Source organism: Oerskovia enterophila (assembly GCF_001692445.1).
Classification (GTDB): Bacteria; Actinomycetota; Actinomycetes; order Actinomycetales; family Cellulomonadaceae; genus Oerskovia; species Oerskovia enterophila.
This window is the reverse complement of sequence record NZ_MAQA01000003.1, coordinates 76,380-103,101: the sequence shown is the minus strand read 5'-3', so window position 1 is coordinate 103,101 and position 26,722 is coordinate 76,380. Positions and strand designations below refer to the sequence as shown.

Genomic DNA, 26,722 nt, shown 5'->3' with positions numbered 1-26,722 from the left:
AGCAGGCTCACCCGCGCGCCGGCTCAGAGCACCGCACGGAGCGCGGCGCACTGGACGCCTCAACTGCGCAGCCGAGGATGCGTGACGGGAGGTTCGCGACCAAGGACGCAGCCGAGGCCGACGGCGGGTTCGGCGCACTGCTGCCTGCCGCGCGACCGGCCGATCTGCCGCTGACCGTGGTCGAGGTCTCGGGCACCACCGGCCCCGGGGCCGGCGCCCTCGTGCAGTGGCTGGAGCACTCGACCGGGCTCGGGCCCGTGCAGCTGAAGGTGGACCGCGACGACGAGCACTGCGTGCTGGCCCGGCTCGTGGAGAACGACGTCACGTACGCGGTGCGGTCCGCGCGCGGCGGGTGCCAGGTCGTGGACACGAGCGTGCAGGGTGCCCGGCCGGCCGGGGGAGACGGGGACCAGGACGACCTGGGTGCCACGATCCGCAGCGCCCGCGAGAACGCCATCAGCGCCGTCGCCCAGCGCGTCGCCACCCAGACCGTCGGCGAGGAGTTCGGTGCGACCAAGCACCTGCCCAACAGCGTGGAGGTCGACGACGAGTGGGGCCTGACCCGCTCATCCCTGCCGCTGGTCGGGCGCGCGGTAGCGGTGCGCCGGTTCCATGGCGAGCGCCGCGAGCTGTTCGCCACCTACTCCGACGACCAGCTCGGCAGCATCAGCGCCCGCCAGCGCACCAACAGGGTGAACGCCGCCGTAGGGGCGATCGACCCCACCAACCCTGAGCGGGGCCAGACGGTCCTGCACCGCTACCTCGACGTCGCCGAGTCCACCGCCCGCGACATGCGAGCCGCGGACACCGCACGACGCGCGTGACCGCCCGCTCCCGTGTCTGTTGAGATCGGTGTGGCGCTAGCGTGGCCCCGTCAATGTCGAATCGTGCAGGGGAGTACAGCGTGACATCTAACCTCAGACGGCCCGTCCTAGCGTTGTGCTGGATCGCGATCGTTGGCGGGGCGCTCTTGTTCCTCGCTGGCGTGTACACGGGCTACACCGAAGGGGTCAGTGCCGACGAAAACCAGACAGTCGGCCACCTGATGCCAGCAGAGGTCGCGGCGGCGGTCCTGGGGCCCATCTTGGCGGTCGCCGGCCTGTTCGTCGTGGTAGCCGTGAGCCGCTCAGCGAAGACGCCAGGCGAGGTCCGCTAGGCCCGGTTTCAGCACAATCGCAGGTCCCGAAGGGGGCCGTCGTCGTAGCGGGGGAGGCTGGCAACAACACGCAGGGCGCTGACGTCGGCGCACCGCGTGACCGCTCGTTCCCATGCCCGTCAACAACAGGGCATGGGAACGACACGGTTCGACGAGCAGGCGCACCCGCGGGCAACCTCCGGGCAGTTCGCCACGAAGCCAGTCCAGGACGCCGCAGGCGGGTTCGACGCGCTGAGCGCACCGACGCTCGCCGAGTCCACGACCCCCGACGTCCAGGCACAGATGGACGCCGCCTGGGACGAGTACGAGGGCGAGACGTTCTACGACGCTCGCTTCGACCCCAGCGCCGAACTGGACGACCTCGCCGCCTACGGTCCGGGCTCCACAGCGGGTGCGCGATGAGCACCCCCACCTTCAACGAGTCCGCCCACCCCCGGTCCCGGTCGGGGAAGTGGACCGCCAAGACCGTCGACGAGGCCTTCGCCGGCATGGACGCCCTCTCGGTGAGCACGCAAGGAGCCCCGACCGCTGGCGGGACCCAGACCCAGGTCGGGGTCAAGGAGTCCGCCGCGGCCATGCGCCACGACCTGCGCGCGAAGTTCGACCACCAGTTCTCGGTGAAGATGAGCCGCGGCACCGGGTACGGCTGGGTGCACGTCGACTGGAACGACGGCCCCCGGGCCACGCCGGTGACCGCCATGACCGGCGCCTACTGCAACAAGCAGTTCGACGGCATGGACGACTCGTACCACCCGGTCAACGAGGACGCCCCCGTGCGGTACGGCCTGTGCGGGGTCCTGCACCAGCGCAACATCGGCCCCAAGGGGCAGGCGTACCTCGACTCCCTGTTCGACGAGGCCGAGATCTCCGGGTACCAGCGCATCGAGCCGCGCACCGGGGAGCGCTCGGACTACGACGGCGGCTACAGCTGGTCCGAGCCCATGTCGGACCGGGACGTCCACAAGCTGGAGAAGCACCTCGGGGAGTTCCTGCCCCCGCGCCTGACCAACAACCGCCCGAGCATCGCCGAGGTCGCCCACTTCGTGCACGCGCGCACCGACTTCACGGGCGAGCACCCCCTGCTCGACCTCGACTCCTACTGACCCGCACCTGACTCACGACGCGAAGGACCATCGACCGATGCCCGGATTCGAGCACCAGCACCCACGCGCCAGCGACGGGAAGTTCACGGACAAGCCGGTCGACGAAGCGGCCGGAGGGCTGAGCGCGCTCGGTGCTGACGACCAGGCGCAGGCCGAGGTCGCCGAGCTGCTGACTCCGTACGGGCTCGAACTCCAGGACGTGCCGCTGGACGCCGACGGGGTCTCGCTGGCCGAGCACTGGGCACGGCTGCGCGAGCAGGCGGGCGCGCCGCTGCCTGACTCGGTGACCGACGTCGTCGAGGCCCACCTGGGGATCGAGGATTACGGGCGCCTGCGCGGGGAGCCGCGCCTGGTGTGGCTGGCCCCGGACGAGGACGGCTCGGACTGGCGCGACGCGGAATGGGACGGCGTCGAGGTGCAGGCCGGCGACGCCCGATGGGACGACCCGGACGCCGCGCTGGCGTGGCGGGTCCACACCCGCAACGGGGGCGGCAACCGCGAGTGCTGGGACGACGACCACGACGAGGACGGCCACGACTGCCTGGTCACCACCATCGACGCGCTGACCTCACACCCCGCGCACCTGCACGACGTGGACGACTCCTTCGACCAGACGTACGCGACGTTCCTCTTCTCGGTGCCCAAGGACTCAGAGGGCCTGCGCGCATCGGTCGACTCGGCCGAGGGGCGGGCCAAGGTCGCCCGAGCCCAGCAGACCGTGGAGGCGGTGACCTCGGGCAAGGTGGGCCCCTGGGCAGCCATGCCCGTCAACCCTCGGGCGCGGGCGGCCGCCGCCGCGGCCGACGCCGAGATCTCTGAGCTGACCAGCGCCGAGCGCGCCTTCGGCCCTTCGACGTACTCCCGCGACTTCCGGCCGGTGGCGAGCCCCACTCCGGAGCACGTGGGCGACCTCGACGCGATCCTGGCCTACGCCGACGGCGGGCCCCGCGCGGTCGCCGAGGGCACGAAGTGGGTGCCGCGTGCGCGCTGGAACTCCCACGGGACGGTCTTCCTGCCCTCGTTGGTGGAGGCAGTCGACCGGGCCCGGGAGAGCCGTGCCCTGGCCGCGGACGCTGAGCGGGTGCGCGCCACGCTCGACACCACCCCCGAGCACGTGCGCCGGGTCCTGGAGAAGGGGCTCGACAGCCTCGACTACCGGATGGCGCCCAAGTCGGCCGAGGACTGGTCCAAGCGGGTGGCGGTCGACTCGGGCCGGGCACGCGCCGCCCGCGAGGAGACGGCGACCCGGGTCCAGAACCTGGCCCGCGCGGCCGAGCTGGGCGTGAGCGTGCGGACGCTGCGCGCGAACGCGACCTGGCCGGGGGAGCCGGGCACGGCGCCGGTACGCCGCGACGCGCAGGAGAAGGGGCCATGACGGCCACGACCCGAGCCGAACGCTCAGGTCGTGGCCGTGGCTACGTCGCGGCTAGGCGGCCTGGGCTGCTCGGACCTCGGCCACGAGCTCGGAGACTCGTGCGAGCGCCTGGTCGATCTCGTCGAGGAGCGGGCCGACGTCGCGAGCGGGTGCTGCGGGCTTGCCGTTGTCGGCCACGGCCCAGCGGCGGGGCGAGTCGAGCCGCACGACGACACCCTCCTCCAAGAGGGGGTCGTACGCGTTGCGCACGGTCTGAACGCCGCTCACGTCGAACTTCTCGCAGACTTCAGCGATCGTGGGCATGAGCGCCTTGGCGCCTCGACGCCCAGCCTCTGCGCGAAGCCATTCGGTGATCTCGACGTAGACGGGCTTCCTTGCCATGGTGACCTTCATCCTGTGCGTTGAGCGCAGCGCTCTATCTGAGTGCGAAACCTCACCGTAGCAGATGTTTGAGGTGGTGCTCTCGGATAGAGGCTGCCCACTAGTGCTGGGTCATGCCGCCCGGTGCCAGAAGACCTCGCCGTAGGACCGGCTCGACGCGTCCAGCGCTGCGAGCTCGGCATTCCAGTCGAGCCACGTCGCGCCCTGCTGGTCGCACGCGATGACCTGACCGCGCCGGGCCCGAACCCACCGCGCGAGCTCGTCGTAGTCGACGTCCATCGCCGAGTGCAGGTAGCGCCCGCCGCGCGTGCGGTCCGGGCGACCAGGGCCCACCGGCTGGTAGGGCGGGTCCACGAACCACGTCGCCTCCACATCAGGGGCCAGCGTGTAGTCCCCGTGCACCACCTCGAAGTGACGGCACTCGTCGACGACCGCGGCCACGTGACGCATCATCGGCTCGAACCGCGCCGCCATGCGCTGGGTGACCTTGAACGCGCGAGGGGTGTCGCGGGTGGTGCGCCCGGCAGCCAACGCCACCAGGAAGTCCGTGCACGTCGAGCCGACCGGCGGTGCGAGCTCGGCCTCGATCTGCGCGCGCGTGGAGGTGAGCAGACGGTCCCAGACCTCGACGATCCGCTCGTCCTTCTCCAGCAGGATGACCCGGTCCAGGGCGAGCCGGTGGTGCACCGCGTACCCGCCGGCACCCGCGAAAGGCTCCACGAGCACCCGGTGCTCCGGGGGTGGGTAGCCCGGGGCCAGGCGGCGCTTGGCGCCGTAGAACTTGAACACCTCAGCCCACCTCGTCGGTGGGCCCGCAGGCACGTCGGCTCGCATGGGCACGGGTCATGCACGCACCTATGCGAGCACGGCCCGGGGATCTTGCTCGGCCGGTGACCCACGCACAGGGCACCTGACCGACCTCAAGACAGGAGACCTCCGATGCAGAAGCTGATGCTGATCTGCTTCGCCGCCGCGCTCGCCCTGCTCGTGATGGTGTGCCTGCGGCCCGACCTGATGCTCACCGGTGCGGTCCTGGTGCCCTGGCTCGTGGTCGCCACGATCACCGTCGCGGTGGCCGTGAAGATCTCCCGCGGCCCCTCGCACTGACGCAGGCCATGACCGCTGTCGCGTAGGCCCGTCAACGAGCGGGTATGAGCACCCAGACGTTCGACGACAGCGAGCACCCGCGGGCCACCTCAGAGCACCGCGCGGAGCGCGGCGCACTGGACGCCTCAACGGCGCAGCCGAGGATGCGTGACGGGAAGTTCGCGGCCAAGCCCGTAGCGGAGGCCTCCGGCGGGCTCGACGCACTCAGCGCCACCACCGGCCCCGACACGCGCGAGGTCCGGGTCCAGGACATCGACGGCATGACCCGCACCTCCTACCTGGACGACGACGGCAAGGACCACTCGGTCGATGACCTGCCCGCCGTCGAGTGGTCCGACGGCACCCGCGAGTGGCGACGCCACGGCGAGCTGCACCGCGAGAACGGCCCCGCGATCGAGTACCCCAACGGCGGGTACCGCTGGATGAAGGACGGCAGCGGGCACCGTATCGACGGACCGGCGCTCTCCACCCCGGACGGCTCGCGAAGCTGGGTCGTCGACGGCAAGGACGTGCCCCCGCCGACCCCCGTGCGCACCGTGGACCTGCGCACCGACGACGTGCGTGCCGCGGACCTCGTCGGCTACCAGGCCATGGTCAACGACATCTCCGGTGGCCCGTACGTCGCGACCATCGAAGCCCCCAACCCGTTCACCGGCCACCTGCCCGTCCTGCGACTGGAGGGCGGCTCCTGGACGCGCGCGAACTACGAGATCGAGATCGTGGACTGGCCCCCGACCCGCCGCCACCCCCAGGGGACCTCGCCCGGCAACGCGACCGGCTTCGTCGGCCCCGAGGCCCGCACCACCACCGCCCAGGAGGCATGAGCATGAGCACCACGACCACGTTCGACGAGTCGCAGTTCCGCCGCGCCACCGACGGGAAGTTCGCGACCAAGCGGGTGGATGAGGCCGCAGCCGGGATGGGCGCCCTGACCTCGCCGGCCGCAGCCCCCGCCGTCGACATCGGCAGCCGCCCGGCCCCGGTCGACATGAGCGACCTCGCCCCGAACGGTGTGGGTCCCGCCAGCCAGGTCCGCACCGCCTCCTGCGTCGAGACGCGCCACCCGAACGGCCGCACGACCCGCACCTACGCCGACCGGACCGAGACCAGCGACGCCCAGGGGCGCCTGGACAGCGTCGACGACGTCCCCTCGCGGGTGTTCGTCAGCGGCGTGCGGGCGGGCGCGAGGGAGTGGCACAAGGCGGGCGAGCTGCACCGCGAGAACGGCCCCGCGATCGAGCGCACCGGCGGGGGAGAGGCCTGGTACCTCGACGGGAAGCTGCACCGCGAGGGCGGGCCCGCCAGCACCGACAGGCACGGCAACACCTGGTGGTCGCGACACGGCGAGCTGCACCGCGAGGACGGCCCCGCCGTCGACAACCGGCAGGACTTCGGGTTCCGCCAGTGGCGCCGCAACGACGAGCTCATCGCCCACGTCGACGACGCCGACGTCATGCTCCCCGAGGGCGCGCGCGTGGGTGACGCGACCGGCTTCGTCGGTCCCCGGCTTCCCGACCAGGACTGAGCCATGGCCCACGACGCCATGTTCGACGAGCACCAGCACGTCCGCGCCACCGACGGGAAGTTCGCACCCAAGTCAGTAGACGAGGTGGCCGGAGGGCTCTCGGCGCTTGGGGCCTCTTCTGCTGATCGAGACGCACTGAGCTCCGCTCAGGACGTCCGAGCCGTCTCGGACCCGCCCGGTGGCACCAGTGCCCTGCCCACCGCGGGTGGCGAGGAGGACTCGACCTGGCCTGGGGTCACCGACGCGGACGTCGAGGCGTTCACGCTCTCGGGGTGCGACGTCCTGGCCAACGAGCTCCACTCGCGCACCGGGTGGCCGGTCGTGCTGGTCTGCGACGGGCCGGCTGGTGGGCTCGGGTGGGTCCACGCCGGGGTGCAGGCGCCCGACGGGCGCGTCATCGACGCTGCGGGCATCCACGACAGCGACAAGTGGCTCGACGACTGGGGTGAGGCCGCGGACGCTTTCGGCGAGGACGTCGAGGACTACGACGGGGACGACCTGACGGTTCTGCCCGCCTCCGACCTCGGATGGTCCAGGCCGTGGCACGGACCCCCGTCACCCGAGGACTCCGCGGCGGCGAGCCGGGTCGCTGACCTCATCACTGCGGCCCCCGACTTCCCGGCCGCGAGCACGCACGACGACGGCGACCGGTCCGAACTGTGCCAGGAGTGCGGGCACGAGCTGAACGACAACGAGGGCTACGACGGGATGTGCGGCTCGTGCGTGGATGCCAGAACCTGCCCAGAGTGCGGGGAGATGAAGGACTCCCCGCGCGATGAGGAGTGCCCCGACTGCATGAAGGTCGAGACGGCGAACCTGCTCCACACGTGAGCCACGACGGGGCCGGTACCCACCGGCCCCGTCAACGAACAGGCATGAGCACCCACGACGAAGCCCTGCACCCGCGCGAGACCACGGGCAGGTTCGCGGCCAAGCCCGTCGACGAGGTGGCCGGCGGGCTCAGCGCCCTGACCGCCGACATCGACCCGGTCAAGGCCCAGTACGTCGAGGAAGCCGCAGCGGTGGGCGTGCCGGCGGGCATGACGTACGCCCTGGAGTCCGACGACATCGAACGCCTCCTGCCAGTCCTGAGCATCACCGACGACCGTCAGACCCGGCGCGAGCGCGTCGAGTCGTACTGCACCTGGCGCGAAGCGTGGCGCACCGCCCCGCCGAGCCGCGAGGGAGCCGCCGACCTGGTCGCCCACTCGCGCGGCCAGCTGAAGGCCGCGATCGAACGCCGCGGACGCCTGAGCATGGCCGACGGCGAAGCCCAGATCAGCGAAGCCGAGACGGACGTCTTCCGCTCCGCCCAGCGCTGGCTGATGGCCTGCGACGACGAGCGAGCCCTGACCCCCGGCGTCACGCCCCACCACCCCTCGGCCACCGCACGGGTCACCGACCCTGCCTACCGAGGCCAGGCCATGGCCTACCCCGAGCGTTCAGACGCGGCCGGCTACGAGGTCCCGATGGTCTCCGAGCTGCGGGAACTGCTCGACTCCCAGACCTGAGCCGGGCCCCGGCGGGGCGCATAGGTACAGGTATGACAGGCGAACCGGGACCTTCCTTGACGAGCGACCCACGTCCCGGGGTGTCAGACGAACCGACCCCCACGCCCAAGGACCACCAGATGCTCCGACCTCCTCGCCCCGCCGCGACCGGGCTGGCCTGGGACGGCAACCGACTGAACATCACGTCCGACGACGTGATGGCTCGTGTCGACCGCCCGTACCTGTCCGTCTCGACGTCGCAGGCCATGGCCGGATGCCCGGCACGGTTCGTCGCGGACAAGTCGATGCCCGAAGGCGTGGACCTGTTCTCCCCGTCGTCGCTCGGCACCGCCGCGCACACGATCCTGGAACGCCTCTACCAGCTCGGCCCCAAGCGCCGCGACCGGCGCACGGCCACCTCGATCATGCTCGGCCTGGCCCGTGAGCTGACCGAGATCTACCCCGAGGTCATGTCCGACCCGGTGACCTACCACCGCTGGTGCGAGGAGGTGTCCCACCGCTACGGCGGCATCTTCGAGATGGAGGACCCCGCCGAGGTCCAGACCCTCTACACCGAGCGCAAGTTCGACGGCGTCGAGGTCGCAGGCGTGCCCGCCATGGGGTTCATCGACCGCCAGGAGGAGATCGAGGCCCGTAACAAGGTCGGCTCCCGCGTCGTGGACTACAAGTTCGGCAAGGCCAAGAAGGCCGGTGCGTACGGTCGCGACGACCACGGCGACCAGCTGCGGATCTACGCCGAGGCCGTGCGCATCAAGGACGGCGTCCTGCCGCTGGAGGCCAAGGTCCTGTACGTCACCCACCGCCAGGCGGTGCGCGTGCCGCTGGGCCCGAAGTACATGAAGCCGACCCTGGCGAAGTTCTCCCAGGCGTGGACCGACCTGCGCACCTACGTCGACCAGGCCTCGTTCCCGACCCGCACCTCGCCCCTGTGCGGGTGGTGCCCGCTGGTCAACGCCTGCCCCGTGGCTCGCGCCGAAGGCAAGGTGGACCGGGTCGGCAACGCCCCCACCGAGGTCGACCTCGGCATCCCGACCCTGCGCCCCATGACGAGCACGAGCATCGCGACCGGTGCTACCGGTGGCGGGTACGGCTCGACGAGCGCACCGGAGTACGCCCCGGACCCCTACGACGAGCCGCCGGCCGACCTGTACGACGAGGTTCCCCCGGACCCTCAGGACTTCGCCGTCGCACCGGAGGTCGTCGCAGCCGCCGCGGCCTTCGCCCCCACCAGCCCCGGCGCCGGGGACATTGCCCCCGACCCGACCCACGACATGGGTGAGAGCGACGCAGGTCGCACCGCACAGCCCGATGACGATCACGACGAAGGAGAGACCATGTCCACCCAGCCCTGGCGCGAGGCCAAGCCTTGGGAGGGGTCCGTCGTCGACGGTCACCTGTCCCTGAACTCCTACGCGGCCACCGCAGTCTTCGGTACCACCGAGCTCGCGGTCGAGGCCCTGCACGACGCCGGGCAGCCGGTCAGTCCCGCCACGGTCGGCGCGCTGGCCTCCCTGTTCGCCCGCGTCATCTCCGAGGCCCAGTCCACCGTTACCGACGGCGACCGCGACTGGCAGTCCGGCGCGAACACCCGCATGCGCGGCGCGCTGCGCACCGTGATCGCGACCGTCCCCTTCCCGTTCGGCGCGAGCAGCGACGACTGGAACCAGTGGTCGACCGTCGCGACCCGCCGCTGCGTGTCCATCGCGACCGTCGCGCTGAACCTGTTCAACAACGGCCCCAGCGCCGACGACGTCATGGTCCTCGCCGAGAAGACCACGCCCGTCGCGACGCCCGCCACCGTCCGGCGCATCGCCTGACCCACGACTCTCTCCCCGTCACCGGCAGGCCAAGAGTCCTGGCGGCGGGGGGAGCGCAACTTCCTCCGCCGCCAACCCATCACCACCCGAAGGAGAAGCGCCATGGCAGGAATCGAGAACGCCACCCGTACCCAGGTGGTCATTGCCGCACTGACCGCAGCTGGCCCCCAGCGTGAGGACGAGACCGGACCTCAGTGGGAGGCGCGCCAGGCCGCGCTGGCCGCGAAGTTCGCCGCCGTCATCGGCAACGACCGCCACCCCGTCGTCAAGGCCGTCGAGCAGGTCGCGGGGGAGAACACCAAGATCTTCACGGCCTCGGTCGTCTCGATCGTCAAGGAGGAGTCGTCCAAGCGAGGGCTCGTCACCCTGCACACCGGCACCGAGCGTTCGGACGACGGCACCGAGACGGTCCGTACCGAGCGCACCGACAACCCGATCGGCCTGGCGATGGCCAAGCAGATCCGCACGCTCGTCGGTCACGACGTCGTGGTGTGGGTCGAGGTCGAGACCATGGCCAACGGCAACAAGGCCCGGGTCCTGCGCCACGTGGAGGACCGCGGGGAGACCAAGGCTGCCGCGTAGCCCACCGCACGAACAGCGCCCCGCCCCTATCTGCGTGACAGGTGGCGGGGTCGTTGCATTCCTGGGCGCTCGTGGCGCGTGGGAACGGGGGTGAGGGTGCGCTCTGGATCGCCCTATTCGACGGCGACCGGACGTGCTCGGGTAGAGCCGTTCAGCGCGAGGAACAGCAGTGGACCCACGACCGGTACCAAGAGAATGACGAGGAACCAGAAGATGCCGACGAGCGAGGAGGAGAACTTCTTCTTCCACCAGGATCGCAGGGCGAAGCCCGTGAGGACGAGCACCCCAGTGGCGGCGATCATCCAGACGACGTCATACCAAGGGCCGAGCATGATGACCACTCCCTAGTAGCTCTGCTGCCAGTACTTCAGGCCGTCGGCGAAGATCCGGACGCCCTTGTTGATCTGTCCGACACCAGGGTAGAGGGTGTACGTCACGCGCATCTGGACGTGTGCCGGGTTGGCCGCGTTCCCGGTCTTGCGCGCGACAGTCAGGTTCCAGCTGTCCCTGAGGTGCCCGACCGAGTACTCGTGGAACATCTGGTTCGCGGTGCTGATCGTCGCGCTGCTGCCGGTCATCGTGAATGAGGTGTAGAAGCCGTACGAGAAGATCGGCGTGCGGTAGTGCACCTTGCAGTTGTTGTACGTCGTGTAGGTGGGGCCGCCGCCGACGGTGCACCCAGTAACAGCCCGGGGCTGGAATGTTCCCTCCGGCACGACCACAGGGATCTCGCGCTCGACCACTGAGATCGACCCGTCCTCGAAGGTGGCGACCTCGAAGTCGCTCGCGTCGCGTGTGAACTCCGTGACGCTGACCGGATCGGCCGTCTCGGAGTCGGCCAAGAGCGACTGCCCGTGGCGGGCCTTGTCCAGGAGTGCGTCCTGGACGTCGGCAGCGACACCGAACTCGGTCATGAACGCCCGGCTTGCCTGCTCGTCTTCGGGAGCGATCGTGACCAGGGGTTCGGGCGATTCAGCCGCGCTGGCTGGGCTCGCGCCGATGGTCAGGACAAGGGCGCCGACGGCTAGTGCAGCCATCTTCTGGGTGCTTCGCATACGCATTACTTACTCTCCACTTCCTCGTGGGATGGAATCCCGAGCGCTTGTTCACCAGGGATTCCTGTGGACCCTACGTGTAACGCCATGAACCGGCATTTTATCGACAAGTCGGGCATGTTGGACGGCGGATGCTCGCCGAGCCCGCCTCCGGGCGGCGGGCGGGGCGCTCGTCGTGCACCTGGTGCCCGGTTCTTCGCATAGGTACCAGGTAGCCGTACCGGACCTACCCAGGAGAGCAACCATGGCTTTCGACACCCCCCAGTCCGACCTCCCCGACGTCGTCGACGACGAGGCGACCCAGCCCGCCGCGGGCGCCTACGGGTACGGGGCGACCAACGCACCGTTCGAGGCCGACGACGGGGACGACGCTGACGAGACCGACGAGACCGACCCCGACGAGGCTGAGGACGACGGCGACGACGAGCCGGGCGACGAGGACCCGGCGACCGGCACCACCGCAACGGGCGCACGACGTCGAGCTGCGGGAGCCGGCCGCACCGTCAGCCGCGGCCTGCTGCGCCGGGTAGCGGCCAAGGCCCTCGCCCTCGCAGCCGCCGACGAGGACGACCGTGCACCACTGGCCGTCCTGCTGGGCTCCACGACCGACCCGACCGAGATGACCGTCGCGATCTTCACCACCGCCCGCACCGCAGCCGCGCCCGTGGGCGACCTGCTCTCCGTGGCCGACGCGGACCCCATGGAGGCCGGCATCGCCGTGCTGTCCATGGACAAGTCCCGGGTGCGCGCCATGTGGGCCCTGGCCGAGTCGCTGGGCGTGCTGTCCGTGGCGATGCCCGCCTCGGACTCCAAGGCCGCACTGGCCCTGGCCAAGGCAGCCCAGTCCATCAGCGACACCCAGCGCGAGCGCCTGAGCCTGGTGGCCGACATGGCCCGCAGGACGGCGGCCTGACCTGTGACCCGCTGCTCGTCGTGGAAGCCTCGGCCTGACGCAGGCCCCGGGCACGACAACCATGCCCCCGGCACCTGCCGCAAGTGCTGGACGTTGTGCCGCCACAAGGTCGAGCGCGGCCAGTTCCGGTGCATGGAATGCAACCTGGCCCTGGCCCGCCACCCCTCGGGGCAGGTCCGTGCCCAGCTCGCGACCGAAGGCGAGCACGTGCCCCACGACGTGCTCGAACTGCTGGTCTGCGACCTGGACGCGACGGTGGCCCAAGCCGCCTCGCACGCCATGGCTTCACGCACGAGCAGCACGGACCTGCTCGACCTGCTCGACGCGGCGCCGTCCCACCCGGCGGCGCCGCGCCCGGCAGCACCCACCAACGAGGCACCGCCCGCAGGAACACCTGCGGCACCGAGCGAGACGAGGGAGAGCATCTGATGGCGAGCAACACCAGGACGCGAAAGCGCTCCAAGGCCTCCGCCGGTCAGGACCTGTGGGGCGACGCCGCCGAGGTCCCGCGCGCGGGCATGGCCGACGCCCTGACCCTGGCCAAGCGGCGCAAGCGCGCACGCATGATGGTCATCGTCTGGCCACTGCTCATCCCGGTCGTGATGGCCTCGATCGTGCTGCAAGGCAACGCCGCCGAGGACGCCGGACCGGTCGCGGCAGTCGCGACCACCGACGGGCGCGCCACCGCGCAGGAGGCGCTGCTCGCATGGCTCGGGTCCGACCCGGCCCCGCTGCCAGGCGCCACCATCTTGTCGTGGGACGGCGCCAAGCCGGTGACGGTCCCGGCGCTGGACGCCACGGACACCACGACGGTCGCCTACAAGATGGAGGTCAACACCTTCACCCTGGTGGGCGGCGACGGCCAGCTCTTCAGCACCGGCGTGCAGGTCGCGTTCAACCCCGAGCTCGGGGCGACCGTCGTGGGGTTGCCGTCCCTGACACCGATCGCACCCTCCGCCTCGTCGGCCGAGTGGTCGGGCGTGAGCCTGTGGCCGGGCCTGACGACGGTGACCGCACCGAAGTCCGTGGAGGACGCCGTCACGGCGTGGGCGACCGCGTTCACCGGCGCCGACCCGGCCCAGCTGCGACTGGTCACCGGCGACCCCGCCGAGAACTTCTACATGCCCCTGTTGGGCGCCGACTCCGGCAAGGCACGCACCGTGGAGGCCGCGGCTCTCTCCGAGGTCGCCGACCTGAACCTGACCCCCGAGCAGATCGTCGTGCGGGTCGAGCTCGACGTCGTGTGGACCAGTCAGGTCACCGACGACGGGCAGGAGCAGCCCTCCCCGACCCCCATCACGTACGACCTGGTCGTGCACGGGGCCAACACCGCCTCCCCGAAGATCGTCGCGTGGGGCGCTGCGGGCCTGGGGCCGACGCTGGCGCCGTTCTCGAACGCGGTCATCGGCCGCACGATCGACGTCGAGGCCCTCGAAGCCACCCGCGCCGGCGCCGATGACCCCCAGGGGGCCAGCGACGGTGAGGACTCCGCGCCCGAGGGCGAGACCGACAGGGCGTCCGAGAAGGACGCGACATCCGAGAACACGACCGACGACGGCACGGGGGACTGAGCGACATGGCCAAGACCGACAAGAGCCTCGGCAAGGGGATGCTGCGCCCCACCGAACCCGCCTGGCCCACCACGATGCGCTCGCGCGACGTCAACGGACGGTGCGTGGGGACCGACAACACGGTCTGGCTGTACCGGGCCGTGCCGACCATGGCCATCGCCGAAGCCAAGACGACCGCGGACATGCTCAGTGGGGCGGGCACGCTGCTCGCGCTGGCCAACGAGCTCGCCGGGATCACCCCCGCCCGCGTCGGTGGCCGACGGACCTCGAAGTCGGCGTACCGCAACGTGCACATCCTGACCGTGAACACCCCCGTGCGGTACCGGCCCCTGCCCGGTGGCCTGGAGAACTTCCTGACCACGTCCTACCCGGCGACCCTTCAGCAGCGGCGCGTGACCCTCGTGGGCGTCCAGCTCATCCCGTCCCTGGTCAGCTCGGGGGCGTCCGGCGTGTGGGGCAAGGCCGGGTCGGCGCTCAACTCGGTCATCGACACGTTCACCTCCGGGGTCGGCACCCCGATCGAGGACTACGACCGCGACACCGAGAAGATCAGCTCGTTGATGCAGCGCGCCGGGCTCGTCACCGCCTCCGACACCGAGATGCGCCTGGCGAACTCCTGGTTCACCCTGGGTGGGGCCGCGGACGTCGTGCAGATGCACCACGCCTCGCACTCGCACGTGTTCTCCGACGACGTCGCGGTCCGGGCAGCCGACGCGGCAGGAGCCGAGGACTGCGACGGGTGGCCGTTCATCCCGGGCGAGCACGCGATCACGTTCACGTCCGTGGCCGGGTTCGACTTCGCCGGCCGCACCCCCGACGACCCGTCCGTGCTGTGGGCCGAGCAGCTCATGTTCGCGGGCGCCCAGGCCATCTCCATCCGCGGCAAGATGGAGCCGGCGAAGGTCACCGGCGCCGAGCTGACCAGCCAGCGCAAGAAGAACACGAGCGACCTTCAGACGCGCATGGAGGCCGGGAAGATGACCCGCGCCGACCACGAGGAGCGCCTGGCCGCGATCGAGGAGATCGAGGCCCGCTACCAGTCCGGCGGCGGGTACCCGACCCTGACCGACGCCTCGGTGCTGGTGGCCCTGGACGGGGTCGTCTCCGACGTCGAGTCCCTGACCCGGCACACCGTGGCCGACCTCGGGGTGATGCTCTACCGCCAGCAGGCCGCGATGACCGAGATGATGCTCTGCTCCCCGGTGCGGTCCAACCCGCGCGTGCACGACCTGCCAATGGACTGTGTCGCCACCGCGGGCCTGACCAGCCTCTCCCAGGTCGGGGACCGTGACGGGGCCCTGCTCGGGTTCACCGAGCGCGACGGCCAGCCCGCGTACGTCTCGCCGTCCGCCGCCTCGGGCGCCGACGCGGCCCCGCTCCTGCTGGTGCCTGGCCAGACAGGGTCTGGGAAAGCGGTTGTGCTGACAACTAACATCCCAGTGCCCACCTCTGCCCGGTTCCCTGACGGCTGGGCGACGATGGGCGACCTCCAGGTCGGCGACCAGGTGTACGGGCGCGACGGCCAGCCGTGCAACGTGCGCTTCGTGTCCGAGACGAACCACACCCCAGAGCTGTACCGGGTCACGTTCGGAGACGGCCAAGAGATCTACGCCGACTTCGACCACCAGTGGGTGGTCACCGACTTCAATCAGCGCAACCGCCGCTCCAGCCCGAAGGCGCAGGCAGCGGTCACCAATGCCGAACGCATGCACGCCGTCGCGGACCAGATGGACACCTACGCCTCGACCCTGGACCCCAGCGCCCAGTGGACGATCGGGCAGATCGGCGCCGTCATGGCCGAGCGGTTCTCCGAGGGGATGTACTCCACGGACGCCGCCGCGGTCGCCGCCGGGCTGAGGATGATGGACGTTCCCCACCACAGCGCGATCGTCCCCGAAGAGCGTCAGTGGAAGGCGAACCACATCGTCAAGACGGACCCCGTCCTGGTCATGCCGGGACGCCAGGCGCTCCAGCTCGCCGCCGACGCATGGGACGACGTGAGCGCCAAGGGCGGGACCAACGCCGCCCGCTGGGGGAAGACGGCCAAGATCCGCGCAGCAGCAGCCCGAGCCATCGCCGCCGAGCTCACAGCCGAGGAGACGTTCACCTCCGCCGAGCTCGGTCGCATGGTCACCGAGCGCTCCGGGGCGTCGAAGGTGGACCGGATGTTCGCCTCCACGGCGTACCGCCAGGCAGGGTTCGCCCCTGTGCCGGCACGCCGTCAGGTGACCGCGCCTCGACCAGCAGGCCAGAGCTTCACCGCTGAACGGCTCGCCGAGGTGTATCCCGCCCAGATCGCCGTCAAGGCACTCGCCGAGCGGCTGCGCCAACGGTTTCACGATGTCACCCTCGACCCGCGCGAGTCGGTCATGACGACCGGCGAGATGCTCGCGGCGGGGATCAGCCTGTCCCAGGGGCACTCGCGGTTCGCGACGTCCGTGCCAGCAGCGATCAGCGGCGAGCAGGAGCACCTTCCCGTACCCGCGTACACGTTCGGCGCATGGCTGGGCGACGGGTCGAAGCACAGCGGGTCCATCGTCTCGATGGACCAGGACATCATCGACGAGGTCAAGCGTGAGGGCTACACGGTGACGCGTGTCGTGGACATCGACGGCCTGTCGGACGTCTACTTCTTCCACGACGCACAGGGGGCTCCGCTGCGACGCCGGATCACCGAAGCTGGGTTCCCGCCGGCGAGCAAGATCACTCGCGAGGACCCCAAGCTCATCCCTGCGGTCTACCAGCGGGCAGATTACGACCAGCGCCTCGCACTGCTCCAGGGACTCATGGACACCGACGGGACGATCAGCGAGCTCGGCACGTGCGAGCTCAGCCTGTCGAACCGTCGCCTCGCAGGTGACGCACTCAACCTGGTCCGCTCGATGGGCATCAAGGCCTCGATCTCGTGGGACCAGCCCGCCGGGTACCGCGACGAGGACGGGCTGTACATCGAGTGCAAGCCCCGCCACCGCATCCACTTCACCACCGACCTGCCGGTCTTCCGCATGCGCCGCAAGGCTGAGCGTCTGCCCGCCGTCGGCACGCTGCGCGAGACCTCGAAGTGGAACTACGTCACCGACGTCACTCGCGTCGAGTCGGTGGCAGCGCGCTGCATCCAGGTCGACTCGCCCGACAGCACCTACCTCGTCGAAGGGTTCGTCCCGACGCACAACACGTTAGTCGCCCAGTGGCTCACCCAGCAGTGGTCGCGCCTGGGCAGCCCCCAGGTCTACATCGACCCGTCCCCGAACTCGGACCTGTCCGGTCCGGTGCTCGCCGCGGGCGGTCAGGTGTTCTCCCTGGACTCCCTCGCCGAGTCCGACGGCGTGTTCGACCCGCTGCGGTTCGCGGTCAGCCCCGAGGTCGGCATCGACATGGCCGCGTCCATGCTGATGGCGATCAACCCGTGGGGCTCGCGGCGCGAGGACTACGAGACGCCCCTGACGGCCGCGCTGGCCTACGGTGCGTCGCTGGGCGCCAAGACCATAGGCCAGGCCCTGGCCTGGGCCAAGGAGCACGGGCACGCCCCCGCGGAGATGGTCGACCGGGTCTTCGCCCTCATCAACTCCTCGCCCATGTTCCGGGCGTGCGTGGGCTTCAACCCGGACAGCCCCGGGCTGCGCGTCGCGGACGGCATCACGCTCATCCGCGTCGGCGATGCCCACCTGGACCTGCCCGAGCCTGGCGCCGCGGCCCCGACCCAGCAGCAGCGCATCGCCCTGTCGCTGGTGCGCATGATGGTCTACGGGTCCGCCACCGCAGTGGCCGGTCGGGCTGGGGTGGTCCTGCTCGACGAGGCCTGGGTGTTCCTGGGCGCAGGCCGGTCCGAGGTCGAGCGCCTGGGCCGTGTCGCACGAAAGCAGGACGTCCTGGTGTGCCTGTTCACCCAGCGCACCTCCGACGCCCTCAAGGCGAAGCTGGCCGGGTACATCTCGCGCGGGCTCATCCTGCCGATGGAGGACGAGGACGAGGCGCGCGCCGCCCTGGCCCTGTTCAAGATCGAGGCCACCCCCGAGCGGGTGGGGCGGATCACGGCCAAGGCGACCATGTCGGCGACCACGACCGAGCACGGCACCGCGCCGAACTGGAACTCGATGCGCGCCCTGATCGACCCGACGACCCGCCAGGTGCTGCGCGGAACCGTCGGGCTGTACTGCGACCTGTCCGGGCGAGCGATCCCGGTCGAGATCACCCTGCCGCCCGCCTTCGTGCGCGACGCCTCGACGAACCCCGAGGACGTGCGCCGGCGCCTGGAAGCCCAGGCCCGCAAGGCTGCCGCCGCAGCCGCGTAGCCCCCGCCGAACCGGTATCCCCGCAGGCCAGCGCGCCACAGTGCGAGCTGGCCTGCGGGCCGGGAGTTTGCCTGAGCCCCGCCCCACGGGTGGGGCATGCAGACCCTCGCTCACGAAGCCCTCGCCAGCATCGACGACCAGGCGCGTCACCTCGCCCAGGAGCACCTGTCCGGGGGAATCACCGACGAGGCGGTCCGTCACCGGTTCGCCGAGCTCATCTTCACCACCCAGGTCGCCCGCGACGTGACCCGCTCGCTGCGGGCACCGTCCTGCGACTGGGAAGACATCGAGGGCGCGGTCAGCGAGACCCTGCTGCTCAAGACCTACGCCGGTGCTGGCGACGGCGGGCTCGACGTGGCCCGCATCGCCGACGGGGCGTCCCTGACCGGCTGGGCTCGCCAGCTCGGCAAGCGCATCGCCTCATCCAAGCGCCGCGACCAGATGAACGCCAACAGCAAGTCCGCCCCGTTCGCACCCACCGGGACCCCGGGGGAGCCGACCCCGTTCGAGCACGTGAGCGTGGCCGCGGCCGGTGCCGACGAGCGACTGGACGAAGAGCACGACCAGGGCGTACTGCTCGCCTTCCGTGAGCAGATCGCGAACGCCGTGCACGCGGCGACCCGCACCCGCACCCAGGCTCGCGCCGTGCGCACCACCTTCGACCTGCCCCAGGTCGTGGCCGACCCGAACCCGCTCACGACCTACCTCGCCCGCCAGGCCATCGAGGCCAACCCGGCCGCTGCGCTGGACTCCCTGCGCAACCGCCACACCCGCTCGTGCGACCCGCTGCTGTCCCCGATGTGGGACTCCTACAGCGAGGAGGACGGCGCGAACGTCGAGACGCTCGTGTCCCAGTGGGGCTACCAGGCCGCGGTCCTGCTCATCCAGGAAGCCGTCGTCGCCCAGGCTCGCCCCCCGGCCATCAAGGTCCGCGCCATGACCGAGGAGATCGTGTCCTGGTCGAGGTCGCTGGGCTGGTCGAGCGCCACCGCGCGCCTGGTCGAGGCCTACCTCGCGGTCGCCTGCACCCCGCTGTGCGCCGGTGACCGCCGCAAGCCCTCGCCCGAGCTCGACGAGGTCCTGGACGCCCGCCGCGCCACGGCCCTGACGTGGGACCAGGTCGTGGCTGAGCACCTGGTCGCCTACCCGACCTCGCCCGCTGGCACGACCCCCGAGCAGATCGCCGCGACCATGGGCGCCCTGCTGGAGGACGCCCTGGAGCCGGAGCCCACGAACCAGGCCGTGAACGCAGCCGACCTGAACCTCGCATAGGCACTGACATGGCCACCCGCGCGAACGACGTCAAGACGAGCACCTCGAAGAACGGTCCCGCGACCGACCCCCAGGCTCAGACCCGGGCCATGCGCCGCAGCCTGCTGCTGGGCGCGCTGGCGATCGTGATCGCACTCCTGCACCTGGCCGCGGTGACCGCGGTGGCGGTGGCCGGGGGCAGCAACGACCTGGTGACCCTCACGATGCTCTCCCCGGGCATCATCACGATGATCCTGGTGCCGGGCGCGACCAAGCGCTGGTACCGCTGGGCTGCGCTGTGGATGCTGGTCATCGGCGGCGTCACCGCTGAGGCGGCCGCCCCGGTGCTGTTCGTGGGCACCGCGTGGATTCTGCACCTGACATGGACCGTCGAGCCGCACCGCCCGATCCGGGGCTCGCGCTGGGTCTGTGGCCTGTTCTCCCGCGCGAGCGGTCGTTCGTGAGTCAGGTCCTGGACGTCCTGACCGACGCGGTCCGCCGCACCACGGGCCTGCCGAACGCGGTCGCACGCCCCGGCCAGGTCACCTTCACCCAGGACACCTGGGGCGCGATGAGCGGGTCCGGGCACGTCGCAGCCTCTGCGCCCGTCGGGCTCGGCAAGAGCTTTGCCACGGCCGTCCCGGCGATGCTGCGAGCCGCTCAGCACGGCGAACGCACCCTGATGTCGACCGAGTCGATCTCCTTGCAGACCCAACTCATCGAGAAGGACCTGCCCGTCGTGGCCGACGCCGTCGAGGCTGCGACCGGGGTGCGCCCCCGCTTCGCCGTCTACAAGGGCTGGTCCAACACCGCCTGCTTCCAGGCCGTGGCCGCGCACGCCCTGACCCTGCTCGACGACGCCGGGGTCGCGGTGCCCGTGGCCGCGCGCCAACCCACCCCGCAGGCGCTGGACGTCCTGGCGAGGCTGCTCGCCAAGGTCCCCACCGCGGGCACCTCCCGCGAACCCAAGACGTTCGACCTCGGTCAGGGCCCGGTGCCCGGCGCCGACATGGTCGCGCTGCTGGCGTGGGCGGCTCGCGCCGCCACCAAGACCGACCCCTCCGACGCTGACCGCGGCCGGTACCCAGGCAACCTGCCCGACGGCGCCTGGGCGTCGGTGTCCGTCTCGACCGCCGAGTGCATCGGGGTCAGCCAGTGCCCGTTCGCGGACATGTGCGCCCCGGCCCGTGCCCGCACCCGCGCCGCCGAGGCCGACGTCGTGGTCACCAACCACCACATGCTCGCCGTCCAGGCCACCACCAGCGCCCCGGTGGTGATCGGCAACAAGACCCTCGGGACGTTCGAGCACGTCGTGGTCGACGAGGCGCACACCCTGCCCGGGATCGTGCGCTCAGCTGGGGCGTGCGAGATCTCCGCGCGGCGCATCGGTTCGCTGGTCGCCGGGCTGCGCTCGCTCATGGACGACGGCGACGGGGCCGTGACCCGCGCGCTGGACGACGGCGCCGTTCTGGCCGAGCAGGTCAGCGAGGTGCTGGGCCGGGCCCTGCGCGCAGCGGCCGGGCCCGGCGGGGTCGTGCGCCTGGGGGAGGAGGACGACCCGCTCGGCGGGCTCGGGCAGGCGATCTCCGGTTGGGCCGCTCAGGTGGGCGCGCTCGTCACGCCGCTGACCGAGGACCCGCACGTGCCTTCCGCGATCAAGGCTCGGCGCATGGTCGCGCGGGCCGAGTCGCTCTCGGCCGACGTGCGCACCGTGACGACCCACGCCTGGGGTGTGGCCCGCTGGGCTCAGCCCGACGAGCGCGACGCGAACCTGCCCGTGGCCAAGGCCTCGCCGGTCGACGTCGCCAGCGCCCTGTACAACACGCTGTGGACCGCGCCGGTCCCCTTCGACGAGGACGGCGCCGCGCTGGTCGACGAGCGACGTTGGGTCGGGCCGCGCATGGGCGGGGACGACCCTGACGAAGAGCTCGACGACGGTGAGTCCGAGCAGCGCTACGCCCTGTCCGTCACGGCCTGCTCGGGCACGATGCCCGCCGGGTACGGCGCGCAGGCCGGGCTGCGGGCCACCGTCAAGGACTACCCATCGCCGTTCGCCGAGGCCTACAGCCAGTGCCTGCTCTACGTCCCGCGCGCCGCCGACGACCAGGACATCAGCGCCCTGTGCCCGTCCACGTTCGGGCGCCGCCCGCGCCTGGAGACCGGCGCCCACACCGCCTGGGCCGCAGCCAAGATCGAGGCCCTGGTCGACGCCTCGGGCGGGTCTGCGCTCATCCTGGCAGCCACCGCCAAGGCTGGGCGCGAGTACGCCCGGCGCCTGCGTGAGACGTTCGCCGGCCGGTTCAACGTCCTGTCCCAGTGGGACGGGCGCACCGCTGGCGCGCTGGTCGCTCAGTGGCGCGCCGACACGACCTCGGTCCTGGTCGGAACCCGCTCCCTGATGACCGGCACCGACGCGCCGGGCGACACGTGCCAGCTCGTCGTGCTCGACCGCATCCCTCGGGCCGCGTCCAACCCGGTCGACGACGCCCGCGTGGAGTCCGCGATGACCCGCGCCGAGGTCGACCGGTGGGCCGCAGACCGGTGGGTGTACGTGACCGACGCGTCGCTGCTGCTGGAGCAGGCAGCCGGACGCCTGGTGCGCTCGGCCGCGGACCGCGGGGTCGTCGCCGTCCTGGACCCGCGACTGCTGAAGGTCGGGCCCCTGTCCTACCCGGAGCCGACCCGCAAGGTCTACCTGGGAGCCCTGGCAGCGTTCACGACCCGCACCTCGGAGCTCGTCGCGGCCACCGACCACCTGGCGACCCTGGACCAGGCCCGCCGCGCCGCGGCCCCCGCCCGAGCGGCGTAGGCCGTGCCCGCGAGCTCAGGGCCCGGTGCGTCGTGGCCACGAATCGGAGGACTTTCCAGGTCGGGCGTTAGAATGGTGGTACCAAATGCTTCCTACGGCCAGTCCAAGCGAACAGCAGCGATCACTGGTCCTGGGGGCATTCGTGTGCAGCGACCAAGCCGCGCGGCGACCCCAGCACCGAAGGACACAGCCAGTGACCCACACGCCAGACTCGACAGGCGCTCTCCGGGCCCTGGACCGCAAGTACGAGCGCATCACGCGCAACGAGTCGCACGCGCACCTGCTGCGCACCGGCGTCCTGACGTGCATGTCCTCGATCGCGTGGGGCTGCGGGTTCTCCCGTGAACGCCGCGTCCTGGTCACCGCGGACGTCGTGCGCGCCCTGGCCCCCTCGCCGGGTGCCGCCCACCCCGCCATCACCGAGCTGCTCGACGAGCGCGCCGGCGTCCTGCTGCGAGCCGCCGCGGCCTGCGCGCGCACCGTGCGCGAGCCGTACGCCCAGTTCGAGGTGAGCCTGAGCCCGGGGGAGGCCCCGACCAGCTTCACCCTGGCCGTGGAGGCCCTGGGCTCCGCGAAGGCCGTCGTCGTCGTCGGCTGGGCGGGCACCGACCCGGACGCTGCACCGCCCCTGCTCTGAACCCGGCCCCCGGCCCGCCGCATAGAAGCGGGCGTGGCTGACGACTGGTGGGACATGAGCGCGGAACTGTCCGCGCGCGCCGCCGCGCCGACCCGCGCGAGCGCAGCACCCCCGAGCCTCGCCCCGAGCACCTCCACGGATGGCGCCGCGAGCCCCGGACCGCAAGGACCCCGCCCGACGGCGACCCTCGGACGCACCTGGGTCAACCCGGCCCTGGCCCTGCGCTTTGCGCGCGGCACCCTGTACCCCGGCACCGGCCAGCTGCTCATCGACTGGATCAAGAAGCTCCCCGGACGCCAGTGGGACCCCGAGCGCAGCCGCTGGGTCGTGACGGGCCTGGGCAAGAACCCCACCCAGATCCTGACCGCAGCCGGGTTCGACATCGACATCCGGTCCAAGGTCCGCGACCCCGAGCTCGCCACGATCGACAGCCTCGAAGATCTCCAGATGCCCCTGGCCGTGCGCGAGGGCCCCGGGACCGCCGCCGTGATCTACCCGCGCCTGATCGGCTTCGACGAGGCGTCCAAGGTCATCCCCGCGGCAGCCGAATGGGACCGGGGCCTGGGCGGGTGGCGCACCACCTGCGTCGACCTCGCCCCGCTCGGGGTGCCCCGGCGCGGGATCGTCATCGGCCAGGACATCGTCGACGTCTCGCTCAGCGAGGGCAACCGGGTGACCACCGCCGTGCACCTGCGCACCCAGGCAGCCTCGGTCGCCGCGTCGCTCGGGACGAACACCGACCCGGAGCACCTCGCGGACCTGATCGCCGAAGTCGGGGACGTCCCCGAGTGGTTCGGCGGGGGCAAGCTCAGCCCGTACGCCTACCAGCGCGCGGGAGCCATCGCCGTCGCCGCCGGGCACTCGCTGCTGGCTGATGCACCCGGGGTCGGCAAGACGCTCTCGGCCCTGGCCGCTGCCGCGATCGTCGGGGCCCGGCGCATCGTCGTCCTGTCCCCGGCCAAGGTCATCTCCTCGTGGGTGTGGCACTCCCAGACCACCGAGGTCGCGACCGGCGGGGGAGCCTGGGACGGGCAGGTCGTGCCGATCGTGGCTGGCCGCAAGGAGCCTGCGCTGCCCGACGCCGGGGTCGTGGTCCTCACCGACGCGCTCATCGCCTCGCGCCCCGCCCTGCTGGACAAGCTCGTCACGTGGGCGCCGGACGTCATGATCTACGACGAGGCGCACCGGGCCAAGCAGTGGGCGTCCAAGCGGGCCGTCGCCGCGCGCGAGCTCGCCGCCGCGACCACGGGCCTGCGCATCGCAGCCTCCGGCACGCCGATGAACTCCTCCCCGGAGGAGATGGCCTCCCAGCTCGAAGTCACCGGCCACCTCGGGCCCGTCTTCGGAGGCCACAGCAACTTCCTGGAGACCTACTGCCGCAAGAACCACTTTGGGGCCTGGGTGGCACGCAAGTCCGAGCTCGGGCGCCTCAAGGCCGCCCTGGACGAGCACGTGTGGGTGCGCCGCAACAAGTCCGACGTCCTGCGCGACCTGCCCGCCAAGGCCCGGTTCCCGATGCTCATCGACGTGCCCCTGACCGAGTTCCGCAAGGCCCATACCGCGGTGCTCGACAAGATCGACCTGTGGCTCCAGACGCTGCCCGAGACCCTCGACTCCACCAACCCCGAGGACGTCGAGACGGTCGAGGAGTGGGCGCGTGACCAGATCGGGCTCATGTCACCCCTGCGGGTGGCAGCCGGGCTGGCGAAGGTCCCGGCCGCAGCGGAGTACATCGGGGACTGGGTGGCCCGCGAAGGAACCCACGACCCGGCGACCGGCGAGGTCTGCATCGACCGGCCCCTGATCGTCTGGGCCCACCACCAGGACGTCGCGACCGCGATGATCGAGGCAGCCCAGGACGCCGTCACCGACGCGAGCCTGGTGCGCTCCATCGTGGGCGGCACCCCGCAGAAGGTGGCTGACGCCGCCGTCGCCGACTTCCAGGCCGGGAAGGTCGCGGTCATCGTCCTGTCGATCACCGCCGCCGGCGTCGGGCTGACCCTGACCCGATCCTCGGACGTCCTGTTCGTCGAGACGACGTACGTCAACGCGGAGATCACCCAGGCCGAGGACCGCTGCGTACTCGAAGGACAGCGCGTCCAGACGCTGCGGGGACCTGTGCCCATTGAAGACGTGAGCCTTGGGGATCTCGTCCTCACGCACAAGGGGAACTGGCGCACCGTGCTCGACAAGTGGAAAAGGCTGGCTCGCCGATACGCTCCCGCTGGAGACGAGCATCGCGGGCTGCTCACCGAGGTGCAGTACCGGGGCAACCATGCCCCCCTTGCGGTCACTCACGATCACGAGGTGTGGGTCCGTCGGCGATCCGGCGAAGTTGGGTGGGTTCCAGCAGCGACCATTCTTCCCGGCGACTGCATCGCCACGCCGGCCTCGACCGGGGGCGGGCTGTGCACGCTGACCTTCCCCGACAAGCACCGAAGGTGGAGCTTGAGCGAGATCGAGGCATGGTCCTCATGCTCGGAGTGCGGTGTAACTCCGGTGCTGGCGCGTGGCCTATGTGCCAGAGACTACGAGCGATACAAGGTCGCGCATCGCAAGTCTTTCGGCGCTGGCTCGTCCCTGCCTCCCATGGAGCGACGCCCTAACGGGCGCTATGTGCCGATGCCGCACACGGTGACGGTCGACGCCGACTTCCTCTCCTTGTGCGGGTGGTACGTCGCAGAGGGGTTCGCCAACGTGAGGAGCGGGAAGGGGTCGTTCATCTCGCTGAGCCTGCACGAGGACGAGATGCCGATCGCCGAACACTTCACCCAGTACCTCAAGGACACCTTCGGCATCAACTCGTCGACTGTGCACGCGAAGGACACGAAGAGCATCGAGTGGCGCGCGTACAGCCACGACATAGCATCCTGGTTCCTGGAGATGTTCGGCCACATGGCTCCGAATAAGCGGCTGCCTAGCTGGGTGTTCGAGCTGTCGCAGGAACAGCAGAGGACCCTGCTGATGGCGTACGTAACCGGGGATGGGTACGTGCGTCGCAGCGCGAACGGGAGTAAGGAACGACTGTCGTGGTCGACGACGTCGAGCACTCTCAGCGGACAGCTCGTGGTGCTCTCCTCTGCCTGCCGGTACCGCATCGGGGTGCGCAACGTGCACTACAAGGACCGAACTATCCGGGGTAAGAGGGTCGGTGACAGCCTTGCCTACATCGGCGAAGGAATGATCGACGACGCGGGCGCGCAAAGGTGGATCTGGCGAAAGGTGCGGCGGGTCGTCACCCGCCATGCTCGCCCCGATGAGTGGGTCTGGGACCTGACAGTCGAGGGCGACGAGTCTTACGTCGTCGAGATGGCAGCCGTACACAACTGTCACCGCATCGGCACCAAGCGCTCGGTGACCATCCAGACGATGATCGCCCCCGGCACCCTCGACGAGCGCATCCAAGCCGTCCTCGGGTCGAAGTCGGACGTCCTGGACCAGGTCATGACCGGGGGCGACAACCGGGCCGCGGTCCTGGACGCGAGCAGCATCGAGATAGACTCCCCGGCGCAGATCATCTCGACCCTGGTGTGGGAGGCCGTCGCCCGCTCCAGCAAGACCCGCCGGCGCAGCCCCCAGAAGATCGCCGCGTGAGCTCCCGCCGACCGCGTAGTTGTGTCGAGCGCTACGCTCGCGC

General features: G+C 71.0%; 24 protein-coding genes. 20 read left to right on the top strand and 4 right to left on the bottom strand.

Annotated features, from left to right (window positions below):
* The first annotated feature begins 77 nt into the window (after positions 1-77).
* The 4 genes from OERS_RS02145 (at position 78) to OERS_RS02125 (ending at position 3,634) form a co-directional block, all read left to right on the top strand.
* Positions 78-824, top strand: coding sequence for a hypothetical protein (locus OERS_RS02145; RefSeq protein ID WP_068624044.1), 747 nt, complete (start codon positions 78-80; stop codon positions 822-824).
* 464 nt (positions 825-1,288) lie between these two features.
* Positions 1,289-1,558, top strand: a complete 270-nt coding sequence (locus OERS_RS02135; RefSeq protein WP_068624040.1) for a hypothetical protein — start codon at positions 1,289-1,291, stop codon at positions 1,556-1,558.
* Complete coding sequence (locus OERS_RS02130) at positions 1,555-2,259, top strand: LPD29 domain-containing protein (protein ID WP_068624038.1); 705 nt, start codon at positions 1,555-1,557, stop codon at positions 2,257-2,259. Before OERS_RS02135 ends, OERS_RS02130 begins: the two co-directional genes overlap by 4 nt.
* A gap of 37 nt (positions 2,260-2,296) precedes the next feature.
* A complete protein-coding gene (locus OERS_RS02125) occupies positions 2,297-3,634 on the top strand; it encodes a hypothetical protein (protein ID WP_068624036.1) in 1,338 nt (445 codons plus the stop codon).
* A gap of 51 nt (positions 3,635-3,685) precedes the next feature.
* Here the strand turns inward: OERS_RS02125 and OERS_RS02120 are convergent, their stop codons facing one another.
* Both OERS_RS02120 and OERS_RS02115 read right to left on the bottom strand, forming a co-directional pair.
* Positions 3,686-4,015: a GntR family transcriptional regulator gene (locus tag OERS_RS02120; RefSeq protein WP_169834169.1), complete on the bottom strand. Its 330-nt coding sequence runs from the start codon at positions 4,013-4,015 to the stop codon at positions 3,686-3,688.
* A 111-nt stretch (positions 4,016-4,126) separates the two neighbouring features.
* Entirely contained in the window at positions 4,127-4,804 is a 678-nt protein-coding gene (locus OERS_RS02115; protein ID WP_068624032.1) for a hypothetical protein, read from the bottom strand.
* A gap of 150 nt (positions 4,805-4,954) precedes the next feature.
* On the opposite strand from OERS_RS02115, the gene OERS_RS21385 reads away from it, so the two are divergent.
* The 7 genes from OERS_RS21385 (at position 4,955) to OERS_RS02085 (ending at position 10,557) form a co-directional block, all read left to right on the top strand.
* Positions 4,955-5,122, top strand: coding sequence for a hypothetical protein (locus OERS_RS21385; protein ID WP_169834168.1), 168 nt, complete (start codon positions 4,955-4,957; stop codon positions 5,120-5,122).
* A gap of 44 nt (positions 5,123-5,166) precedes the next feature.
* A complete protein-coding gene (locus OERS_RS02110) occupies positions 5,167-5,946 on the top strand; it encodes a hypothetical protein (RefSeq protein ID WP_068624030.1) in 780 nt (259 codons plus the stop codon).
* A gap of 2 nt (positions 5,947-5,948) precedes the next feature.
* Positions 5,949-6,647 carry a hypothetical protein gene (locus tag OERS_RS02105; RefSeq protein WP_068624028.1) on the top strand — a complete coding sequence of 233 codons (699 nt, stop codon included), beginning with the start codon at positions 5,949-5,951 and terminating at the stop codon, positions 6,645-6,647.
* 3 nt (positions 6,648-6,650) lie between these two features.
* On the top strand, positions 6,651-7,478 hold the full coding sequence (locus OERS_RS02100) for a zinc ribbon domain-containing protein (protein WP_068624026.1): 828 nt from the start codon (positions 6,651-6,653) through the stop codon (positions 7,476-7,478).
* Between the two features lie 44 nt (positions 7,479-7,522).
* Positions 7,523-8,158 carry a hypothetical protein gene (locus OERS_RS02095; protein WP_068624024.1) on the top strand — a complete coding sequence of 212 codons (636 nt, stop codon included), beginning with the start codon at positions 7,523-7,525 and terminating at the stop codon, positions 8,156-8,158.
* A gap of 119 nt (positions 8,159-8,277) precedes the next feature.
* Positions 8,278-9,975: a RecB family exonuclease gene (locus tag OERS_RS02090; RefSeq protein ID WP_068624022.1), complete on the top strand. Its 1,698-nt coding sequence runs from the start codon at positions 8,278-8,280 to the stop codon at positions 9,973-9,975.
* A 102-nt stretch (positions 9,976-10,077) separates the two neighbouring features.
* Positions 10,078-10,557, top strand: a complete 480-nt coding sequence (locus OERS_RS02085) for a hypothetical protein (protein WP_068624019.1) — start codon at positions 10,078-10,080, stop codon at positions 10,555-10,557.
* A 113-nt stretch (positions 10,558-10,670) separates the two neighbouring features.
* Here the strand turns inward: OERS_RS02085 and OERS_RS02080 are convergent, their stop codons facing one another.
* Complete coding sequence (locus OERS_RS02080) at positions 10,671-10,859, bottom strand: hypothetical protein (RefSeq protein ID WP_139107635.1); 189 nt, start codon at positions 10,857-10,859, stop codon at positions 10,671-10,673.
* Between the two features lie 42 nt (positions 10,860-10,901).
* A complete protein-coding gene (locus tag OERS_RS02075; RefSeq protein ID WP_139107634.1) occupies positions 10,902-11,612 on the bottom strand; it encodes a hypothetical protein in 711 nt (236 codons plus the stop codon).
* A 244-nt stretch (positions 11,613-11,856) separates the two neighbouring features.
* Here OERS_RS02075 and OERS_RS02070 point away from each other — a divergent pair, with 244 nt between their 5' ends.
* The 9 genes from OERS_RS02070 (at position 11,857) to OERS_RS02030 (ending at position 26,679) form a co-directional block, all read left to right on the top strand.
* Positions 11,857-12,525 carry a hypothetical protein gene (locus OERS_RS02070; protein ID WP_068624013.1) on the top strand — a complete coding sequence of 223 codons (669 nt, stop codon included), beginning with the start codon at positions 11,857-11,859 and terminating at the stop codon, positions 12,523-12,525.
* Positions 12,526-12,657: 132 nt separating this feature from the next.
* Positions 12,658-12,954: a hypothetical protein gene (locus OERS_RS02065; protein WP_068624011.1), complete on the top strand. Its 297-nt coding sequence runs from the start codon at positions 12,658-12,660 to the stop codon at positions 12,952-12,954.
* Positions 12,954-14,096 (top strand): hypothetical protein, encoded by a 1,143-nt coding sequence (locus tag OERS_RS02060; protein ID WP_068624009.1) that lies wholly within the window; start codon positions 12,954-12,956, stop codon positions 14,094-14,096. The genes OERS_RS02065 and OERS_RS02060 overlap by 1 nt, the downstream gene beginning before the upstream one ends.
* Positions 14,097-14,101: 5 nt before the next feature.
* Positions 14,102-18,388: an ATP-binding protein gene (locus OERS_RS21910; protein ID WP_068624007.1), complete on the top strand. Its 4,287-nt coding sequence runs from the start codon at positions 14,102-14,104 to the stop codon at positions 18,386-18,388.
* Between the two features lie 96 nt (positions 18,389-18,484).
* Positions 18,485-19,660 (top strand): hypothetical protein, encoded by a 1,176-nt coding sequence (locus OERS_RS02050; RefSeq protein ID WP_068624005.1) that lies wholly within the window; start codon positions 18,485-18,487, stop codon positions 19,658-19,660.
* A gap of 8 nt (positions 19,661-19,668) precedes the next feature.
* A complete protein-coding gene (locus OERS_RS02045) occupies positions 19,669-20,103 on the top strand; it encodes a hypothetical protein (RefSeq protein ID WP_068624003.1) in 435 nt (144 codons plus the stop codon).
* Positions 20,100-22,448: an ATP-dependent DNA helicase gene (locus OERS_RS02040; protein WP_068624002.1), complete on the top strand. Its 2,349-nt coding sequence runs from the start codon at positions 20,100-20,102 to the stop codon at positions 22,446-22,448. The genes OERS_RS02045 and OERS_RS02040 overlap by 4 nt, the downstream gene beginning before the upstream one ends.
* A 193-nt stretch (positions 22,449-22,641) precedes the next feature.
* Positions 22,642-23,085 carry a hypothetical protein gene (locus tag OERS_RS02035; RefSeq protein WP_068623999.1) on the top strand — a complete coding sequence of 148 codons (444 nt, stop codon included), beginning with the start codon at positions 22,642-22,644 and terminating at the stop codon, positions 23,083-23,085.
* Positions 23,086-23,118: 33 nt separating this feature from the next.
* Entirely contained in the window at positions 23,119-26,679 is a 3,561-nt protein-coding gene (locus OERS_RS02030; protein WP_139107633.1) for an SNF2-related protein, read from the top strand.
* The last annotated feature ends 43 nt before the right edge of the window (positions 26,680-26,722 follow it).

Excerpts from the sequence above, each read along its gene's own strand:
- OERS_RS02145 (WP_068624044.1), top strand. The coding sequence starts at position 78 with ATGCGTGACGGGAGGTTCGCGACCAAGGACGCAGCCGAGGCCGACGGC.
- OERS_RS02135 (WP_068624040.1), top strand. The coding sequence starts at position 1,289 with ATGGGAACGACACGGTTCGACGAGCAGGCGCACCCGCGGGCAACCTCC.
- OERS_RS02130 (WP_068624038.1), top strand. The coding sequence starts at position 1,555 with ATGAGCACCCCCACCTTCAACGAGTCCGCCCACCCCCGGTCCCGGTCG.
- OERS_RS02125 (WP_068624036.1), top strand. The coding sequence starts at position 2,297 with ATGCCCGGATTCGAGCACCAGCACCCACGCGCCAGCGACGGGAAGTTC.
- OERS_RS02120 (WP_169834169.1), bottom strand. The coding sequence starts at position 4,015 with ATGGCAAGGAAGCCCGTCTACGTCGAGATCACCGAATGGCTTCGCGCA.
- OERS_RS21385 (WP_169834168.1), top strand. The coding sequence starts at position 4,955 with ATGCAGAAGCTGATGCTGATCTGCTTCGCCGCCGCGCTCGCCCTGCTC.
- OERS_RS02110 (WP_068624030.1), top strand. The coding sequence starts at position 5,167 with ATGAGCACCCAGACGTTCGACGACAGCGAGCACCCGCGGGCCACCTCA.
- OERS_RS02105 (WP_068624028.1), top strand. The coding sequence starts at position 5,949 with ATGAGCACCACGACCACGTTCGACGAGTCGCAGTTCCGCCGCGCCACC.
- OERS_RS02100 (WP_068624026.1), top strand. The coding sequence starts at position 6,651 with ATGGCCCACGACGCCATGTTCGACGAGCACCAGCACGTCCGCGCCACC.
- OERS_RS02095 (WP_068624024.1), top strand. The coding sequence starts at position 7,523 with ATGAGCACCCACGACGAAGCCCTGCACCCGCGCGAGACCACGGGCAGG.
- OERS_RS02090 (WP_068624022.1), top strand. The coding sequence starts at position 8,278 with ATGCTCCGACCTCCTCGCCCCGCCGCGACCGGGCTGGCCTGGGACGGC.
- OERS_RS02085 (WP_068624019.1), top strand. The coding sequence starts at position 10,078 with ATGGCAGGAATCGAGAACGCCACCCGTACCCAGGTGGTCATTGCCGCA.
- OERS_RS02080 (WP_139107635.1), bottom strand. The coding sequence starts at position 10,859 with ATGATCGCCGCCACTGGGGTGCTCGTCCTCACGGGCTTCGCCCTGCGA.
- OERS_RS02075 (WP_139107634.1), bottom strand. The coding sequence starts at position 11,612 with ATGCGAAGCACCCAGAAGATGGCTGCACTAGCCGTCGGCGCCCTTGTC.
- OERS_RS02070 (WP_068624013.1), top strand. The coding sequence starts at position 11,857 with ATGGCTTTCGACACCCCCCAGTCCGACCTCCCCGACGTCGTCGACGAC.
- OERS_RS02065 (WP_068624011.1), top strand. The coding sequence starts at position 12,658 with ATGGAATGCAACCTGGCCCTGGCCCGCCACCCCTCGGGGCAGGTCCGT.
- OERS_RS02060 (WP_068624009.1), top strand. The coding sequence starts at position 12,954 with ATGGCGAGCAACACCAGGACGCGAAAGCGCTCCAAGGCCTCCGCCGGT.
- OERS_RS21910 (WP_068624007.1), top strand. The coding sequence starts at position 14,102 with ATGGCCAAGACCGACAAGAGCCTCGGCAAGGGGATGCTGCGCCCCACC.
- OERS_RS02050 (WP_068624005.1), top strand. The coding sequence starts at position 18,485 with ATGCAGACCCTCGCTCACGAAGCCCTCGCCAGCATCGACGACCAGGCG.
- OERS_RS02045 (WP_068624003.1), top strand. The coding sequence starts at position 19,669 with ATGGCCACCCGCGCGAACGACGTCAAGACGAGCACCTCGAAGAACGGT.